This window comes from Kitasatospora sp. NPDC090091 (assembly GCF_044747365.1).
Classification (GTDB): domain Bacteria; phylum Actinomycetota; class Actinomycetes; order Streptomycetales; family Streptomycetaceae; genus Kitasatospora.
This window is the reverse complement of the sequence record NZ_JBIVDY010000041.1, coordinates 16,511-34,116: the sequence shown is the minus strand read 5'-3', so window position 1 is coordinate 34,116 and position 17,606 is coordinate 16,511. Positions and strand designations below refer to the sequence as shown.

15 protein-coding genes are annotated in these 17,606 nt (G+C 73.5%); 6 read left to right on the top strand and 9 right to left on the bottom strand.

Annotated features, from left to right (window positions below; genetic code table 11):
- Positions 1-220 precede the first annotated feature (220 nt).
- The 3 genes from ACIPSC_RS38385 to ACIPSC_RS38375 all read left to right on the top strand — a co-directional run bounded on the left by ACIPSC_RS38385 (position 221) and on the right by ACIPSC_RS38375 (position 3,499).
- Positions 221-991, top strand: a complete 771-nt coding sequence (locus ACIPSC_RS38385) for a GNAT family N-acetyltransferase (protein ID WP_400834825.1) — start codon at positions 221-223, stop codon at positions 989-991.
- Between the two features lie 132 nt (positions 992-1,123).
- On the top strand, positions 1,124-2,989 hold the full coding sequence (locus ACIPSC_RS38380) for a hypothetical protein (protein WP_400834822.1): 1,866 nt from the start codon (positions 1,124-1,126) through the stop codon (positions 2,987-2,989).
- 138 nt (positions 2,990-3,127) lie between these two features.
- Entirely contained in the window at positions 3,128-3,499 is a 372-nt protein-coding gene (locus ACIPSC_RS38375) for a VOC family protein (protein WP_400834819.1), read from the top strand.
- A gap of 166 nt (positions 3,500-3,665) precedes the next feature.
- Here ACIPSC_RS38375 and pntB read toward each other — a convergent pair whose 3' ends face one another.
- A complete protein-coding gene (pntB, locus tag ACIPSC_RS38370; protein WP_400834816.1) occupies positions 3,666-5,153 on the bottom strand; it encodes a Re/Si-specific NAD(P)(+) transhydrogenase subunit beta in 1,488 nt (495 codons plus the stop codon).
- Positions 5,154-5,159: 6 nt separating this feature from the next.
- On the bottom strand, positions 5,160-6,725 hold the full coding sequence (locus ACIPSC_RS38365; RefSeq protein WP_400834813.1) for a Re/Si-specific NAD(P)(+) transhydrogenase subunit alpha: 1,566 nt from the start codon (positions 6,723-6,725) through the stop codon (positions 5,160-5,162).
- A 281-nt stretch (positions 6,726-7,006) separates the two neighbouring features.
- On the opposite strand from ACIPSC_RS38365, the gene ACIPSC_RS38360 reads away from it, so the two are divergent.
- Positions 7,007-7,564, top strand: coding sequence for a hypothetical protein (locus tag ACIPSC_RS38360; protein ID WP_400834810.1), 558 nt, complete (start codon positions 7,007-7,009; stop codon positions 7,562-7,564).
- Positions 7,565-7,639: 75 nt separating this feature from the next.
- Here ACIPSC_RS38360 and ACIPSC_RS38355 read toward each other — a convergent pair whose 3' ends face one another.
- On the bottom strand, positions 7,640-8,179 hold the full coding sequence (locus ACIPSC_RS38355) for an HAD domain-containing protein (protein ID WP_400834807.1): 540 nt from the start codon (positions 8,177-8,179) through the stop codon (positions 7,640-7,642).
- Positions 8,180-8,416: 237 nt separating this feature from the next.
- On the opposite strand from ACIPSC_RS38355, the gene helR reads away from it, so the two are divergent.
- Positions 8,417-10,573 (top strand): RNA polymerase recycling motor ATPase HelR, encoded by a 2,157-nt coding sequence (gene helR, locus ACIPSC_RS38350; RefSeq protein WP_400834804.1) that lies wholly within the window; start codon positions 8,417-8,419, stop codon positions 10,571-10,573.
- 146 nt (positions 10,574-10,719) lie between these two features.
- On the opposite strand, the gene ACIPSC_RS38345 is transcribed toward helR, so the two are convergent.
- Positions 10,720-12,492 (bottom strand): hypothetical protein, encoded by a 1,773-nt coding sequence (locus ACIPSC_RS38345; RefSeq protein ID WP_400834801.1) that lies wholly within the window; start codon positions 12,490-12,492, stop codon positions 10,720-10,722.
- A 324-nt stretch (positions 12,493-12,816) separates the two neighbouring features.
- Positions 12,817-13,695, bottom strand: a complete 879-nt coding sequence (locus ACIPSC_RS38340; protein ID WP_400834798.1) for an SDR family oxidoreductase — start codon at positions 13,693-13,695, stop codon at positions 12,817-12,819.
- 84 nt (positions 13,696-13,779) lie between these two features.
- Between ACIPSC_RS38340 and ACIPSC_RS38335 the strand changes: the two genes are divergently transcribed.
- Entirely contained in the window at positions 13,780-14,355 is a 576-nt protein-coding gene (locus ACIPSC_RS38335) for a TetR family transcriptional regulator (RefSeq protein ID WP_400834795.1), read from the top strand.
- A gap of 50 nt (positions 14,356-14,405) precedes the next feature.
- On the opposite strand, the gene ACIPSC_RS38330 is transcribed toward ACIPSC_RS38335, so the two are convergent.
- The 4 genes from ACIPSC_RS38330 to ACIPSC_RS38315 form a co-directional block, all read right to left on the bottom strand.
- A complete protein-coding gene (locus ACIPSC_RS38330) occupies positions 14,406-14,660 on the bottom strand; it encodes a hypothetical protein (RefSeq protein WP_400834792.1) in 255 nt (84 codons plus the stop codon).
- Complete coding sequence (locus ACIPSC_RS38325) at positions 14,657-15,811, bottom strand: anion permease (protein WP_400834789.1); 1,155 nt, start codon at positions 15,809-15,811, stop codon at positions 14,657-14,659. The genes ACIPSC_RS38330 and ACIPSC_RS38325 overlap by 4 nt, the downstream gene beginning before the upstream one ends.
- Positions 15,812-16,037: 226 nt before the next feature.
- Positions 16,038-16,766 (bottom strand): MBL fold metallo-hydrolase, encoded by a 729-nt coding sequence (locus ACIPSC_RS38320; protein ID WP_400834786.1) that lies wholly within the window; start codon positions 16,764-16,766, stop codon positions 16,038-16,040.
- Positions 16,767-16,873: 107 nt separating this feature from the next.
- Complete coding sequence (locus ACIPSC_RS38315) at positions 16,874-17,521, bottom strand: TetR/AcrR family transcriptional regulator C-terminal domain-containing protein (protein ID WP_400834783.1); 648 nt, start codon at positions 17,519-17,521, stop codon at positions 16,874-16,876.
- Between the last annotated feature and the right edge of the window lie 85 nt (positions 17,522-17,606).

Sequence of the window (17,606 nt, the reverse complement as noted above, 5' to 3'; positions counted from 1 at the left end):
GGAGTGGTCCGCGCCACACGGGTGTGGCTGTGAGGCCGGGCACATCGTCGACGCCGCGTCACGCCCCCGCGTCGGCGTGTGCACGAACGGGTGGCAGGTGACCCGTCCCGGGGTGGCCCGCACCACAGCCCTCACCCACCGCACGCATCCGGCCGACTCTTCGTGACATTCGACCGGAATCGGCGGGTGCGCGACCGGTCGGGCGCCTAGGGTGGCTGCCATGTCTGGCTACGAGCTGCAGCGCATCAACGCCTTCCTCGCCGGATTCGCCCGCCGGCAGGCCGAGTACACGGCCGACATCCCCGGCGGGTTCGCCGTGTTCGACGACCGCTTCGCCGAGTCGTGGTCGCACAACCAGGTGTTCGTCGACCGTGCCGGCGCGGACCCGGACGCGCTGCCGGGTCTGGTGGACGAGGTGATGGGGGAGCGGTCGTTCCGCCTCGTCTCCGTGCTCGACGGCGCCTTCGGGGAGGCGTGCGTGGCTCCCTTCGAACGGGCCGGCTACCGGCACCACACCTACCTGGTGATGCTGCACACCGGCCCGGTCCCCGTTGAGGGCGGGCGCACGGCCGAGGACGTCGACCTGGAGGCGATCCGCGCGCCGCTCTCCGCACGGTGGCGCACCCTCCTGCCCGAGGCCGGCGACGACGTGATCAGCATGCTGGTCGACCGCCGCCGAACGCGCTGGCGGGGGGCCACCCGCGTGCAGCTCCTGGGTTCACGGGCGGAGAACGGCGAGGTGGCCGCCTGGGGCGACCTCTACCTCGAACCGACCCTCGGCATCGCCCAGGTGGAGGACCTGATGACCGCCGAAGCCCACCTGCGGCGCGGCCACGCCGACGCCGTCCTCACCACCGCCCTCCGCCGAGCGGCCGCCGCCGGCTGCGGCACCCGCTTCCTGACCGCCGACGCCGACGACTGGCCGCGCCACTGGTACGAGCGCCGCGGTTTCACCCCCATCGGCCACTCCCACGGCTTCCAGCGCACCTGACCTGGGCCGTGCCGGACCCGGCCGGATCACCGTCGCCCGGGGGCCCGCAGGAACCGGAGCGTAGGTTCAGCTGCGGCACTGTCGGCGGTGATCGATATCGTCTGCGCACCTGATCACCGAGGAGCACAGACCATGAGATCCCCCGACGAGCTGGACCACGTCCAGTGGCACGCCCTGACCCACGCGTACGGCTCCGCAGAGGACGTGCCCGAGCTGATCAGGGACCTCTACCGGGAGGACGGGGAGACGGTCGACGAGGCGATCTACGAGCTCTACGGCAACATCCATCACCAGGGCACCGTCTACGAGGCGTCGGCACCCGCCGTCCCCTTTCTCGCCCACGCCGTCCGGCACGTCCCGGCCAAGCGCGACGAGTTGCTGATGCTGCTCGCCGTCCTCGCCGACCACGACCCGGCCATCGTCGACTCGCCCCACTGGCGCACGGGCCCGCGCGCCGCGATCTGCGCCGAGCTCTGCCGGGTCCTCCCGGACCTGCTGCCCTGCCTCGGGGATCCGGAACGCGGGGTGCGCCGGGCCGCGCTGCGGGTGGTCGCCGTCGTGGCCGGTCAGCTCCCGGCCGAGCTGCGCGACGAGGTCGTGGCGCAGCTCGACGAGCTGTACGACACTGATCCCGTCCCGGCGGTGCGGGCGGATGCGATGGTCGTGCTGTTCAGGTTCGGCCGCGAGCTGGAGCCACTGGCCAGCCCCTTGGCCGAGGTCAGGTTGGCCGGCGCCGTGATCGCGGCCGAGCAGTCCGGGCCGCCGTACTCGGCGGAGCTGGTCGCGGTCATCGCCGAGGACGGTGCCGAACCCGACCCGGGCGACGACGACTTCCCCTGGTCCAGCACCACCACCCAGGGCGAGCAGCTGATCCGTCTGCTCACCCGGGATCCGGACGCCTGCCTCGCCGTTGCCTCCCGATGGATCGCGGCCGGGGACCTCGGCTCGCGCGGCTCCTGGCTGGCCGAGCGGGTCGCCGAGACCTGGCGCGATCATGAGCCCGAGGTCCTCGGCCTGCTGATGGCGGCCCTGCCCCATCAGCGGGACAATGCCGCTCTCGCCGGCCGCCTCCGGGAGGCCGGCCACTGGATCGAGCTCCTGCCCGAGCCCGGCGGTGACCTACGGGACGCGCTGCACCAATACGCGTGTGCCGATGACGAGACTGCCGAGCCCGCGCTCATCGCCCTGGCGCGCTCCCGCGATCCCCGCGCCGTGGAGCTGGTGCTGGGCCGGCCCGGTGCACGGCCGCTCGCGGCGGCCGCGCAGAGCTTCCCGGAGGCGGCCGACCGGCTGATACCCGCGATCCGCCGCGAGCTGGCCGCGGGTGCCACCGGGAACGACGGCATCGCCTTGGTCCAGGCGCTCGTAGCATTCGGCTCCAGCGCACGCCAGGCCCAGCCCGAGCTGGTCGAGTGCCTTCGTACTCGCCGCGCGGCCATCGTCGCCGCCCGCCAACTCGGGCTCAACGGCCTACGGACACCGGAGGTCACCGAGCTACTGGCCGAAGCCGTCCGGAGCACCGACGCCTCGCTGAGCTGCGCTGCGGCCGTGGCCCACTACCGGCTGACGAAGGACGCCGATCCGGCGCTGCGCGTCTTCGAGGAGCTGCTTTCGGACAGTGGCCGGAACCATTGGTATCTGAGCAGCCTGGAACCGCTGGGCAGCGCCGCTGCTCCGCTGCTTCCGCTCGTCGAGGAACTGCTGGAGTCCGGGCACGAGTGGACGCGGACGACTGCCGCCGAGGCCCACCACTCGATCACGGGTTCCCCGGACCGCGCCGTGCCTCTCCTCGCCGAGCTTGTCGCGCCCACGCCGGTCGGCCTGCGGGCCCTCAAGGCCCTCGCTGCCATCGGCCACGCCCCTGAGGAGCTCCGTCCCACCCTTCGTGCGTTCTCCTTCTCCCCGCTCCGTGTGCTCGTCGACTCGCCCTACTCCGGACAGGACCACCCGGACGAGGAGCTCCGCGCCTCGGCCCGGAGCCTGCTCGCCGCAGGCTGAGGGTCTCCCGTGGGTGATCACGCGCTCCGTGCCGGACCCGGCCGGACGAAAACCCGGTCGCCAAGCGTGGAGCTGATCACTACGGTGTGACGCCACACGGGATCGAGCCCGCTGCGCGACAGCCGTCACGGAGGTGCCATGCCCCTGCAGATGAAGCTCACGGCGATAACACTCGACTGCGCAGATCCCGAGGAGCTGGCCGCGTTCTACCGGGAGGCCACCGGGTTCGAGCCTCACCCGAAGTCCGACGGCGACTTCGCCGGCCTCACCCGTGCGGACGGGCTCTTCATCGGCTTCCAACGGGTCGACGACTACCGGGCTCCGCGGTGGCCCGACCGGACCGCGCCGCAACAGGTGCACCTCGACTTCGCGGTCGCCGATCTCGACGAGGCCGAGGCCCTGCTGCTGGAGCTGGGCGCCGTCAAGCCGGCGTTCCAGCCGGGCGGCGACAGATGGCGGGTACTCCTCGATCCGGCCGGACACCCCTTCTGCCTGACCGGCGGAGGCTGACGGCAATAGCCGGGCCGCACCGAGCCCGGCCTCGGGCCCCCGGTCCGGCTCCGGGGCGAAGGCGCTCTGGACGGCCCTGGTGCCCCGGCCGGGAGCGAGGCCGGGGCACCAGAGGCAACCGGGGACAGCGGAACATCGGAGGCGGTGCGCCCCCGGCACGCGCCCCCTACACCGTGGCCCGGCCGGCCGCGGTGGTCTGGCGGGTGGCCGGTGCGGCGCTGCCGCCTCCACCGTCCCCGGCCACCGCGTCGAGGGCACGGAGGATGTCCTCGACGCTCTGCTTGGCGTCGCCGAAGAGCATGCCGCTGTTCTCCCGGAAGAACAGCGGGTTCTGCACCCCGGCGTAGCCGGACGCCATGGACCGCTTGAACACGATCACCTGCTCCGCCTCCCACACCCGCAGCACCGGCATGCCGGCGATCGGGCTGGAGGGGTCGTCGGTGGCGGCCGGGTTGACCGTGTCGTTGGCACCGATGACCAGGACGACCGAGGTTTCGACGAAGTCGTCGTTGATCTCGTCCATCTCCAGGACGATGTCGTACGGCACCTTCGCCTCGGCGAGCAGCACGTTCATATGACCGGGCAGCCGGCCCGCGACCGGGTGGACGCCGAAGCGGACCTCCACACCGCGCTCGCGCAGCCGGCGGGTGAGCTCCGCCACCGGGTGCTGCGCCTGCGCCACCGCCATGCCGTAGCCGGGGGTGATCACGACGGACCGGGCCTGCGCGAGCTGCCGGGCCGCCTCCTCGGCGCGGATCTCGCGGTGCTCGCCCTGCTCCTCGCCCCCGCCCGAGGGGGCCTCGATGCCGAAACCGCCGGCGATCACGGAGAGGAAGGAGCGGTTCATCGCCTTGCACATGATGTACGACAGGTAGGCACCGGACGAGCCGACCAGCGCGCCGGTGACGATGAGCAGGTTGTTGTCCAGCAGGAACCCGGCCGCCGCCGCGGCCCAGCCGGAGTAGCTGTTGAGCATGGAGACGACGACGGGCATGTCGCCGCCGCCGATGGAGGCGACCAGGTGCCAGCCGAGCGCCAGCGCCAGCACCGTCACCGCGATCATCAGGCCGAGACCCGGGCTGACGGTGAACCAGACCGTCAGCGCGACGAACGCGGCGAGCGCGCCGAGGTTCAGCACGTTCTTGCCGGGCAGCACCAGCGGACGCGAGGCGATCCGGGCGGACAGCTTGAGGAAGGCGACGACGGAGCCGGTGAAGGTGACCGCGCCGATGAAGATGCCGATGAACACCTCGGCGTGGTGGATGCCCAGCAGGTCGCCGGCGACGGCGGTCTGGCCGGAGCCGTGCGACTCCACCTCCAGGTAGCTGTTCCAGCCGACCAGCACCGCGGCGAGGCCGACGAAGCTGTGGAGCACCGCGATCAGCTCCGGCATCTGGGTCATCTCGACCTGCCGGGCCCGCCACAGGCCGATCGCGCCGCCCAGCGCCATCGCGACGACGATCAGGGTGACCGCGCCGGCGGTGATGCTGCGCGAGGCCACGATCACGGTGGCGACCAGGGCGAGCGCCATGCCGGCGATGCCGTAGCCGACACCGGCGCGGGACGTGCGGTGCTGGGACAGCCCGGCCAGACTCAGGATGAACAGCAGTGCGGCGACGAGGTCCGCGGCATGGGCGGCCGTCGTGGAAGTCATCGGGGCTCAGCCTTTCGAGAACATGGACAGCATGCGGCGGGTGACGGCGAAGCCGCCGAAGATGTTCACGCTCGTCAGCAGGATCGCCACGAAGGACAGCACGGTGACCAGCGCGCCCATGTGCCCGATCTGCAGCAGGGCGCCGACCACCACGATCCCGGAGATCGCATTGGTCACCGACATCAGCGGCGTGTGCAGGGCGTGGTGGACCTTCCCGATGACGTAGTAGCCGATGACCACGGCCAGCGCGAACACCGTGAAGTTCTCCGCGAGCTGGGCCGGGGCGTAGGCGACCAGCAGGAACATCGTCAGCATGCCGGCGCCGATCAGGCCGAACCGGGCCGCCGGGGTGAGCCGGGGATTCTTCGGTTCCGCGGCCGCCGGGGCGGCCGCGGGCTGCGCGGCGGCAGCGGCGGGCGCGGCCGAGACCGCCACGGGCGGCGGCGGCCAGGTGATCTCCCCGGCGCGGACCACGGTCACGGCGCGCTGGACCACGTCCTCGAAGTCGATCACCAGCTGCCCGTCCTTGCCGGGCGTCAGCAGGGTGAGCAGGTTGACCAGGTTGGTGCCGAACAGCTGCGAGGCCTGGGCGGGCAGCCGGGCGGCGAGATCGGTGTAGCCGATGATGGTGACGCCGTTGCCGGTGACCACCGTGCGGCCCGCGACGGTGCCCTCGACGTTGCCGCCCTGGGCGGCCGCCATGTCGACGACCACGCTCCCGGGCTTCATCGCTGCCACGTCCTCGGCGGTGAGCAGCCGCGGCGCGGGCCGGCCGGGGATCAGCGCGGTGGTGATGACGATGTCCACGTCCTTGGCCTGCTCGTGGTAGAGCTCGGCCGCGGCGCGGTCGTAGTCGGCGGAGGTCGCCTTGGCGTAGCCGTCGGTGCTCGCCTCCTGGACGACGTTCACGGCGAGGTACTCGCCGCCCAGCGACTTCACCTGGTCGGCGACCTCGGGCCGCGGGTCGGTCGCCCGGACGATCGCCCCCAGGCTGGAGGCGGCGCCGATGGCGGCGAGCCCGGCCACACCGGCGCCGGCCACCAGGACCTTCGCCGGGGGGACCTTGCCCGCGGCCGTCACCTGGCCGGTGAAGAATCGCCCGAACACGTGGGCCGCCTCGATCACGGCCCGGTAGCCGGCGATGTTCGCCATGGAGCTGAGCACGTCCATCGACTGCGCCCGCGAGATGCGGGGCACCGCGTCCAGCGCGAGCGCGGTGACCGGACGCGAGGACAGCGCCTTCAGCAGCTCGGGCCGCTGCGCCGGGGCGAGCAGGCCGACCACGGTCGCGCCGTCCCGCAGACGCTCGATCTCCGCGGTGGACGGCGCGTTGACCTTGAGCACGATGTCGGCGCTCCACGCGTCCGCGATGTGCGCGCCCACCGCGGTGTAGGCGTCGTCGGTGAACCCGGAGGCCGCGCCGGCCCCGGACTCGACCGCGACCTCGTAGCCGAGCGCGAGCAGCCCGCGCACCGTGGACGGTGTCGCGGCGACCCGGGTCTCCCCGGCGGCCGACTCGGCGACCACGCCGATGCGCCGCGGGGGGTGGTGGGTGGCGTCCTGTGCAGACATCACTCGTGCCTCTCTCGTCGGAGGAGCCGTTGACGGCGGTTCTGCGAACACGGGGGAGGAGAGTCCTTCCCTCTTGGACGCAGGAACCTACATGCCGGGGCCCGACAGGGGGACGGGGCGAAGCCGTGACGTCCTTCACCTGTTCGCGCCCCGAGGTGCCCGGATTGGCCGGAATCCGGCGCCACCCGGGGCACCGCAGGGGCCGGTCGGGACGGCCGTGAGGCCACCGCCGCGACGGAAGTAGGCTCTCGGCTGATCACACCATCGACGAGGGAGAAGACATGGGTCAGAAGATCATCCGGTTCTCGGATCTGACGGGGAAGCACGCGGAGAACGAGGCTGACCTGGTACGCATCGTGGTCCGCGACCACCCCGACCTGGCGGACGGCCCGGTCGAGATCGAGGCGCTGGCCGACGAGCTCACGGCGGTGGAGGAGCACGCGCTCGACCTGGTGACGATCGAGCTGCACCACCCGGACGCCGAGGAGCCGGAGACGGTCGTCCTGGAGGCCGAGGTGTTCGACCGGCTGGCCTCGGCCGTTCCGATGGCCGAGGTGCTGCGTGGGGCCAAGCGGGTGACCCGGACGCTCCCCGCCCAGGGCGCGGCACCGGCCGCCGCCAAGGAGCGGCCCAACTACGCCAGCCCGGAGCACGCCGGCAAGCCGCACAAGGGGCGCACCACCGACGCCGAGAAGCAGGTCGTCCGGCAGCACCTGGACGAGATCAACGAGCGACTGGCCGCCGCGGGCATCCGGACGATCGACCTCGGCAACGCCGAGCACGTGAGCCGGTACGGCCTGGAGGAGCTGGCCCGGGAGCGCGGCGTCACGCTCGGCTGACCGGCGCTCGCCCCGGGCCGGCCCGACAGCTCCGGCCCGGCCCGGGGACCGCCGCCCGCCGCGCCCGGCGCGGCGTCAGGGCAACTGCCGCAGCCAGGAATCGACCGCCGCAAAGTCGGCGGCCACGAGACCACGGCGCGCATCGACCCGATGCAGCAACGCAGGCCCGGGGTGGTGGGCAGCGACCCAGTCCCGGTCGGCTTCACGCACCTCGTCGTCCACCCAGACGAACGAGCGTCCGGCGGCCCACGCCACCAGCGTCCGCGTCTTCCAGTGCAGGCCGTGCCTCGCGTCGTCCTCGTCGTCGGCGTCGGACGGCTCCGGCCAGACCACCACGGCGAGCTGTGGCAGGCCGAGGAGCGGGGCGAGGCAGTCGTTCGCGTCGGACATCCAGGTCGTGGCCCAGACGACCTCGCAACCAAGCGCGGCCAATCGGCGCCCGTGCTCTGGATCCACTCTGCCCAGCAGCGGATTCGCGGCGGCCGTGAGTGGGCCGGGACCGGCCGCGACGGCCGGATGATCGAAGGTCGGATACTCCCCGGGCTCCGCGCCGAAAGGGATGAGCGGGCCGTCGACATCGAGGAAGAGCAGCGGACGCTGCACAAAGCCGGTCACACCGGCACGATAGCGGCCCACCCGCGAGGGTCGTCGCGGCTCCGTTCGCCCCAACGAACAACAGAGGCAAGGAGTTCGCACTCCTTGCCACTCTCAACTTATAGCGCAGTGGGGGGCTTGCGGCAAGGCCCCCGTGCTGGCGCAGAATCGCTGGCCTAGACCTGGACCAGCGCAACTGGAAGATCGGCGAGGCACGCCCGACCCTCGCCGGATCGACCGCGGAACGGAGCTGCCGTGATGACCCCGACCCCACTGACGACCAGTGCGTTCGACCTCCCCGACCACCTCGCCGCCAAGGCCGACGAGGCCCTGATCGCCGGCGACGAGCAGCACTTCGCCGCAGTCTCGGCGAGCGTGGAGCAGACGATCGCCGAGCTGTCCGACCGCCTCGACGCCGTACGCAAGGCGCCCGGCGGCGTGGGCCGGGAGGCGATGGACCGGGACGCGGAGATCCACCGGCTGACCGGCCGGCTGCGCACCCTGCGCCGCTTCGGCCTCGACCTGTGCCTCGGACGCATCGTCGGCGCGGACGGCGCCGAGCCCCTCTACATCGGCCGGCTCGGCCTCACCGACGGCGACGGCCGCCGGCTGCTGGTGGACTGGCGCTCACCCGCGGCCGAGCCGTTCTTCGCCGCGACCCACGCCGACCCGATGGGCCTGGCCAGCCGCCGCCGCTACCGCTGGACCCGCGGCCGGATCGGCGACTACTGGGACGAGGTGTTCACCGCGGACGGCCTGGAGGGGCACGCCGCGCTCGACGACCAGTCCGCCTTCATCGCCAGCCTCGGCGCCAACCGGTCGTCCCGGATGCGGGACGTCCTCGGCACCATCCAGGCCGACCAGGACGCCGTCATCCGCGCCGGGTCCCGCGGCGCCCTGGTCGTCGACGGCGGCCCCGGCACCGGGAAGACCGTCGTCGCCCTGCACCGCACCGCCCACCTCCTCTACTCCGACCCGCGCCTGGGCCACCGCCGCGGCGGCGTGCTGTTCGTCGGCCCGCACCAGCCCTACCTGGCCTACGTCGCCGACGTGCTCCCCAGCCTCGGCGAGGAGGGCGTGCAGACCTGCACCGTGCGCGACCTCGTCGCCGAGGGCGCCGGCGCGGCGGCCGAGGCGGACCCGGAGGTGGCCCGGCTGAAGTCCTCCGCGGGCCTGGTGCAGGCGATCGAGAAGGCCGTCGGCATCTACGAGGAGCCGCCGACCGAGGGGATGGCCGTGGAGACCCACTGGTCCGACCTCTGGCTGAGCGCCGCGGACTGGGCGCAGGCGTTCGAGGCGCCGGAGCCGGGCACCCCGCACAACGAGGCGCGCGAGCAGATCTGGGACGAGCTGGTCGCGATCCTGATGGAGAAGAACGACGACGAGACGGTCTCGCCGGAGCTGTTCCGCAGGTCGCTGCTGCAGAACGAGGAGCTGGTCACCACCGTCCACCGCGCCTGGCCGGTGCTCGACCCGGCCGAGCTCGTGGGAGACCTCTGGACGGTCCCCGCCTACCTGCGGCTCTGCGCGCCCTGGCTCGGCCGCGACGAGGTCCGCGCCCTCCAGCGCACCGACGCCCAGGCCTGGACGGTCTCCGACCTGCCGCTCCTGGACGCGGCACGCCGGCGCCTCGGCGACCCGGAGGCCGCCCGGCGCAAGCGCCGGCAGACCGCGGCCGCCGCCGCCGAACGCGCGCGGATGGCCCGCGTCATCGACGACCTGCTCGCCGCCGACGACGACGGCGAGGGCGCCGTGACGATGCTGCGCGGGCGGGACCTCCAGGACAGCCTGGTCGACGAGGGCGCCCTGCCCGGCGCCGACCAGGACCGGCTCGCCGGCCCGTTCGCGCACATCGTCGTGGACGAGGCCCAGGAGCTGACCGACGCGGAGTGGCAGATGCTCATCCAGCGCTGCCCGTCCCGGAGCTTCACCATCGTCGGCGACCGTGCCCAGGCCAGGCACGGGTTCACCGAGTCGTGGCAGGAGCGGCTGGAGCGGGTCGGGCTGGACCGGGTCGGCCTCGCCTCGCTGAGCATCAACTACCGTACGCCGCAGGAGGTCATGGCGGAGGCCGAGCCGGTGATCCGGGCCGTGCTCCCGGACGCCAACGTGCCCACCTCGGTCCGCAGCAGCGGGGTGCCGGTCGTCCACGGCTCCGTGGCGGAGCTGGACGCCGTCCTCGACGGCTGGCTCGCCGAGCACGCCGAGGGGATCGCCTGCGTCATCGGCGATCCGTCGTTCCGTGCGACGCCCCGCGTCCGGTCGCTGACCCCGGAGCTGGCGAAGGGGCTTGAGTTCGACCTGGTCGTCCTGGTCGACCCGGAGCGGTTCGGCGAGGGCATCGAGGGGGCGGTCGGCCGCTACGTCGCGATGACCCGCGCCACCCAGCGCCTCGTCGTCCTCACGAGCCGCTGACTCCGCACCGCCCCTGAGCGTGTCTGACGATTCCCGCCGGGTGCGCGAATCGTCAGACACGCCCCTGCACCCGTCGGCCACACCGGGTGCGGGGGCAGGCTCCCCCGCCGCTGAGCGGCAGGGGGAGCCGGCCCCGAAGAGGCGGCTCAGCTGACGGGCGTGCTGATGGTCGCGGCGTTGTTGCCGGGGTCGGGGTCGGGGGTGGAGCTGGTGACCTTGGCGGTGTTGGTGACGACCGCACCGCTGGTGGCGACCGCCTTGACGACGATCGTGGTGGTGGTGTCGGTGCCGGCCGCGCGGGCACCGAGGGCGCAGGTGACCGTGTTGGTGGAGCCCGCGGGCGGGACGGTGCACGTGCCGGTGGACGGGGTGGCGCTGATGAACCGGGCGTTGGCGGGCAGGGTGTCGGTGAAGGTCACGTTGTCCGCGGTGGCCGGGCCGGCGTTGTGCACGGTGACGGTGTAGCTGAGGGAGGTGCCGTTGGGCACCGGCTCGGGCACGGCGCTGATCGACAGGGAGAGGTCGGCGAGCGGCCTGGCCACGGCCACGGTGTGACCGCTGCTGCCGGAGAGGGCGGTGACCCCGTCGAGGAGCCGCCCGCAGGGGGCGGTCTGCCCGGTGGCGCAGACCCGGACGGGCTTGTTCCGGTCGGTGGTGGTGCCGTCGCCCAGCTGGCCCTTGAAGTTGAAGCCCCAGGCGAGCGCGGTGGAGTCGGTGCGCACCGCCAGGGTGTGGAAGGCGGTCGAGCCGGCGGCGACGGCGGAGATGCCGGACAGGTAGGTCGTGCAGGGCGAGGCCACGCCCGGCGCGCAGACCCGCACCGGAACGGACCGGTCCGTGTTGGTGCCGTCCCCGAGCTCACCGCCGAGGTTGCTGCCCCACGTCCGGACGAAGCCGCCGCCGGTCAGCGCGATGCTGTGGTCCCAGCCGGCGGCGATGCCGGTGATGCCGCCCAGCAGGCTCCCGCAGGGCGCGGTCGCACCCAGGGCGCAGACCTGCACCGGAGTGTTCGACGCGGTGGTGGTGCCGTCGCCGAGCTGGCCGCGCGCGTTGTCCCCCCAGGCGAGCACGGTGCCGTCGCTGCGCAGCGCGAGACTGTGGCTGACGCCGGCGGCGACGGCGGTGATGCCGCCCAGGTAGCTGCTGCACCCAGCGGCGCAGACCTGGACGGGAGTGTTCGACGAGGTGTTGCTGCCGTTCCCGAGCTCACCGCTGAAGCCGTTGCCCCACGCGACGACGCTGCCGTCGGAGCGCAGCGCCAGGTTGTGCGTGTAGCCCGCCGAGACGGCGACCACGTCGGTCAGCGGTGCACTGCAGTCGCCCGGCGCGCAGACGTACACGGGCACGGCCTGGTCGTTGGCGGTGCCGTCACCGAGCTGCTGGTTGAGGTTGCTGCCCCAGGTCACGACGGTGCCGTTGGCGCGCAGGGCCGCGGTGTGCAGGTAGCCGGCGGAGACGGCGACCACGTCGGTCAGCGGGCCGTTGCAGCTGACCGGGGCGCAGACCTGGACCGGGGTGGTGCTGTTGGTGGAGGTGCCGTCGCCGAGCTTGCCGACGTAGTCGGAGCCCCAGGTGACGACCGTGCCGTCGGAGCGCAGTGCCACGCTGTGGGTGTCGCTCGCGGCGACGGCGAGGACGTCCTGGAGCGGATTCGTGCAGGTCGCTGAGCCGCACACCCGTGCGGGGGTGGGGCTCTGGCCGGCGGTGGTGCCGTCGCCGAGCTGGCCGTACGCGTTGTCGCCCCAGGCGAGCGCGGTGCCCGGCACGCCCGGCCGGACGTCCCTGGCCTCCCGGGCCTGTGCCGTGGTGCCGTGCCACGCCGGGACCAGCAGCGCGGCCGCCAGCGTGACCGCGGCGAGGAGCGGGACCCTCAGGGGTGGGCGGTGTCGTGGTTCGAGCCGGTCTTCCAGGGCGGGCATGCGCGCTCCTCTCGCGGTGCCGGACCGCACCGGCGGACGCCGGCCGGCCGGGATGTCGCTCCACACCATGCGGGGCGGCATCGGCGCGAACGTGTCAGCGACACCTTGGGCTCACCCGTCCAGGGGGAGAGATGGCGCCGGCGGGCGGACATCCGGGGCCGGCCCGGGCCCGACCGGGGCCCGACCCGCCCGGGCCGGGCGCCGGGCGGGGCCCGACCCGCCCGGCAGCGCATCCGCCGCCCCGCACCGGGCGGCGGACGCGCCGGGGGTGCCCGGATGTACCCCGATGTGCCCCCGGTTGCGTGCCCCCGACGTCCCGTGGACTCAGGCGAAGTAGTGGCCCTGTTCCAGGTCGTCGAGGAGTCCCGGCCGGTGCGGCTCCCACCCGAACGACTCGCGGGTGAGCGTGCTGGACGCCGGCTGGTCCACCGCAAGGATCCCGCCGAGGAAGCCGAACTCCTCGGCCGGGACGGAGGCCGTCGGCAGGTGCAAGTGGCGGCCGATCACCCCGGCGATCTCGCGGACCGGTACGCCCTCGTCGGCCACGGCATGCAGAACCGATCCCGCCGGGGCCCGCTCCACGGCGAGCCGGAACAGGTGCGCGGCGTCCCCGACGTGCACGGCGGGCCAGCGTCCGGCCCCGTCGCCGACGTAGCCGGCGACGCCCCGGTCCCGGGCGATGGCCACCAGGCGGGCCACGAAGCCGCCGTCGCCCTCCCCGTGCACCGTCCGGGGCAGCCGTACGACGGACGAGCGGACGCCGTGCGCGGCCATGGCGAGGGCCGCCCGGGCGTTCGCCTCCCGGCCCGCCGCAGGTGAGCCCGGCGCGGCCCCGTCGCGCTCGGTCGCCGTGCCCCCGGGCACGGCAGGCGTACCGGAGGCGATGACCAGGGGCTTGCCGGACCCCTCCAGGGCTGCGCCCAGCGTCTCGATGGCCTGCGCGTCGGTCCGGATCGACGCCTCGAAGCGGCTGAAGTCGTGGACGAAGGCGAGGTGGACGACCGCGTCGGCGCCGGCGGCCCCGGCGCGCAGGGCGTCCTGGTCGGCCAGGTCGCCGCGGAGGACCTCGGCTCCGGCGGCGGTGACGGTGGCGGCCGACGCGTCCGACCTGGCGAGCCCGAGGACGTGGTGGCCGGCGCCGATGAGCTCGGGGACGACGGCGGAGCCGATCCAGCCGGACGCGCCCGTGACGAATACCCGCATGGCGGGACCTCCTGAAGAGTGATGTCAGTGACTGTCGTCAGACTACCTGCGATGACAGCGCCTGTCATCACGTATGATCACGGCATGGGTCGATGGGAGCCGAACGCGCGTGGTCGTCTGGCACAGGCGGCGCTGGAGCTCTACGCCGAGCAGGGGTTCGACCGCACCACGGTCGCGGAGATCACCGCTCGCGCCGGGCTGACCGAGCGCACGTTCTTCCGCCACTTCGCCGACAAGCGCGAAGTGCTGTTCTACGGCACGGAGATGGCGAAGGACCTGCTGGTGCGCGTCGTCGCGGAGGCGCCCGCCGCGGCGACGCCGATGGACGCGGTCGGCTCGGCCCTCGAAGCCGTGGCCGCGGTGTTCGAGGAGAACCCCGAACGCGTCCGACTGCGCGACGCGGTGGTCTCGGCCCATGCCGAACTGCGGGAGCGCGAGCTGGGCAAGCTCGCGGGGCTCGCCGAGGCGCTGGCCGACGCGCTGCGCGGCCGCGGTACGCCGGAGCCGGCCGCCAGCCTGGCCGCCGAGGCCGGGATCGCCGTGTTCAAGGTCGCCTTCGCGCGCTGGATCGGCGAGCCGGACCGGGCGGACCTGCCGGGGATCCTCCGAGCGTCGATGGCGGAACTCGGGACCGCGTTCGCGGCGCGCGCCTCGGTCTGACCGCGGCTCAGCGCCTGACCCGCGCGGGCGACAGCGGTCCCGCGCGCCGGTCAGCTGTGGTTGACGATGACGTAGATGCCCCAGCCGATCGCCGCCAGCACCACGGCGAAGCACAGGCCGGCGACGGTGTAGCCGAGCGGACCGACCGCGGCGCGGCCGGTCGCGGCCTCGCCCGCCTCGCCGCCCCCCGCCGGGGGATTGAGGGCGCGCACACCGATCGCGAACAGCGCCGGCAGGCCGGCACCGGTGAGCAGCCCCACGACGGCGATCCGCCACAGCGCGTCGAGGTTGATCCAGGAATTCACGAGGCCACCTCGTCCGCGGAGGGCGCCGGGTGGAGCGAACCCGTCCACGCGGCATTGACGTTCTCCGGCGTCACGGCCGGGTGGCGGGAGGCCGCGAAGAAGGCGATCGAGGCCAGTACCAGCAGGATGAAGATCACCACCACGCCCGCGGTCCCGCCGATCGCGTCCGCGACCCAGTAGGTCAGGGCGCCGACCAGCCCGGCGGCCGGCAGGGTGAGCACCCAGGCCACCACCATCCGGTGGGCGAGGTGCCAGCGCACCACCGCGCCCTTCTTGCCCACCCCCGCGCCCAGGATCGACCCGGTCGCCACATGGGTGGTGGAGAGCGAGTAGCCGAAGTCGGTGGAGGAGAGGATCACCGCGGCCGAGGCCGACTCACTGGCCATCCCCTGCGGTGCCTCGATCTCCACCAGCCCCTTGCCGAGGGCCCGGATGACCCGCCAGCCGCCGAAGTAGGTGCCCAGGGCGATCGCCACCGCGCACGAGGTGATCACCCAGGTCGGGGCGTTGGCCCCGGACTGTAGAGTGCCGTTGGCGATCAGCGCCAGCGTGATGACGCCCATGGTCTTCTGCGCGTCGTTGGTCCCGTGGGCGAGCGAGACCATGCAGGCCGAGCCGACCTGGCCGATCCGGAAGCCGTGCGCGCGGGGGCGCTCGGCCACGTGCCGGGTGAGGCGGTAGACGAGGTAGGTGCCGGCCGCCGCGATCGTGCCGGCGATCACCGGCGACAGCGCGGCGGGCACGATCACCTTGGAGACCAGCCCCTGCCACTTGACGGCCGAGCTGCCCGCCGCCGCCATCGTCGCCCCGATCACGCCGCCGATCAGGGCGTGTGACGAACTGGAGGGGATGCCGACGTACCAGGTGGTCAGATTCCACAGGATGCTGCCGGTCAGGCCTGCCATGACCACGTTGAGGGTCACGTCGGCGGTGTCGACCAGGCCGCTGGCGATGGTCGCCGCGACCGCGGTCGACAGGAACGCACCGGCCAGGTTCAGCAGCGCCGACACGGCCACCGCGACGCGCGGGGGGAGAGCACCCGTGACGATCGAGGTGGCCATGGCGTTGCCGGTGTCGTGGAATCCGTTGGTGAAGTCGAAGCCCAGCGCGGTGGCAACCACCAACGCCAGGACCACATCGTTGCCGGTCACGGGCACGAACCTAACCCGTGGCCGCGGCCGACCCCGCGACCGACACCGCAGCGTGCCGGGCCTCGTCGGGCATCATCCGTCCGGACGAATGCACGGCCGGAGCCGGGGGAGTACCCCCGTCAGAGTCAGGGCTTGGCGCGGTTGACACAGCATCACCACCCGCTCCGCCAGTGACCGGCGCCCTGGCCCGCGGCCGGGCCAGTCCCGTGATCGGGGCGACGCGGCGTCAGAAGGTGAACGTCATGCCCTCCTCGGCGGCGATCACCTCGCCCGGGAAGGTGGCCCGGGCCTCGGCGGTCGAGCGCGTGCGGTCGCTGCCGGGCCAGAAGTGGGTGAGCAGCAGGCGCTCGGCCCCGGCGCGGGCCGCCCACGAGCCGGCGTCCGCGGCACTCATCAGATGGGGGTCGCCGGCCGCGCCCTGGAGAGTGGCTCCGGCGATGAACAGGTCCGCGCCGGCGGCGAGCCGGGCGAGGGCCGGGTCCGGGCCGGCGTCGCCGCTGTAGGCGACGGTCAGGCCGGGTGCCGTCAGCCGCACGCCCGCGTGCGGGACGTGGTGCGGCAGCGGCGCGGTGTCGAGCCGGAACGGCCCCACCTGGTGGTCGGACGGCAGCGGGTGGACGTCGAAGACGTCGAGCAGGTCCTCCGTCGGTTCCATCGCCTGGACCCGTCCGACCACTCCGGGAGTGCAGTAGAGCGGCAGACGGGCGCCGCGCTCCGGCGCGAAGTAGCGTGCGCGGCACAGGGCGCTGAGGTCGGCGCAGTGGTCGGGGTGCTCATGGGTGATCACCACCGCGTCCACCTGCCCGGCGGCGCAGTGCTCCGCGAGCCGCGGGAACGTCCCGTAGCCGAGATCGAGGGCCAGCCGGAACCCGTCGTACTCCAGCAGGAAGCCGCTGGCGCTCCGCCCGGCCTCGGGCCAGGCGCCGCACGTCCCCAGAACCGTCAGTCTCCGCACCGGCCGATGCTCTCACGGGTGCCGTCGGGGGTCGACCGGGTTTGGCCCCGGCCGCCCCGACGCGCGACCCCGACCCTGACCCTGACGAACGTCGGCCGCCCGCCGGCTCAAGTGCGGCCGGGCGGTGCGGTCCTGAGCGACTGCAGGACGAGCGAGAGGCCGAACTCGAAGCGCTCGTCGAACGAGGCGTCCTCCAGGTGGGGGGCGACCCGGCTGAGGGCGGGGTGGCCGCCCGGGGCGAGCGCCCGGGCGAGCGTGTGCTCGTCGGCGGAGGCGGCGAGTGCCTGCTCCTCCTGGGTCAGGCCCAGTACGAGGTACTGGACGGTCCAGAAGGCCCAGGCGGCCTGCCGCTCGTCGAGGCCGCCGTCGAGGAGGGCGGTGACGGCGACCTCGGCGAAGGCGAGGGTGGCCGGCTCCGCCGCGTACGTCCCGGCGACGACGACGGCGCCGTCGCGGTGGTCCAGCAGGCAGCGCCGGTAGCGACGGGCGAGTTCGGCCACCCGCTCGTCCCAGGGCTCCGGCAGGTCGGTCAGCGGGATCCCGGCGAGGATCGCGTCGGCCATCAGCTCCAGCAGGCGGGCCTTGGTCTTGGCGTGCCACAGGACGGTGTTCATCCGTACGCCGAGCCGTTCGGCGATGCCGCGCAGCGAGACGCCGTCGGCGCCCTTCTCGTCGAGGAGTTCGAGGGCGGCCCGCACCACGGTGTCCGGGTCCAGCCCGGTGCGGGTGGAGGTCCGGGGTTGATTCTTGGTCACTGACCTAGTCTACTGGAGACATCGTACTTGGTCGGTGACCAAGAAGCGTGGCCGCAAAGAAGCATGCGGCCGAGACGCAGGGTGT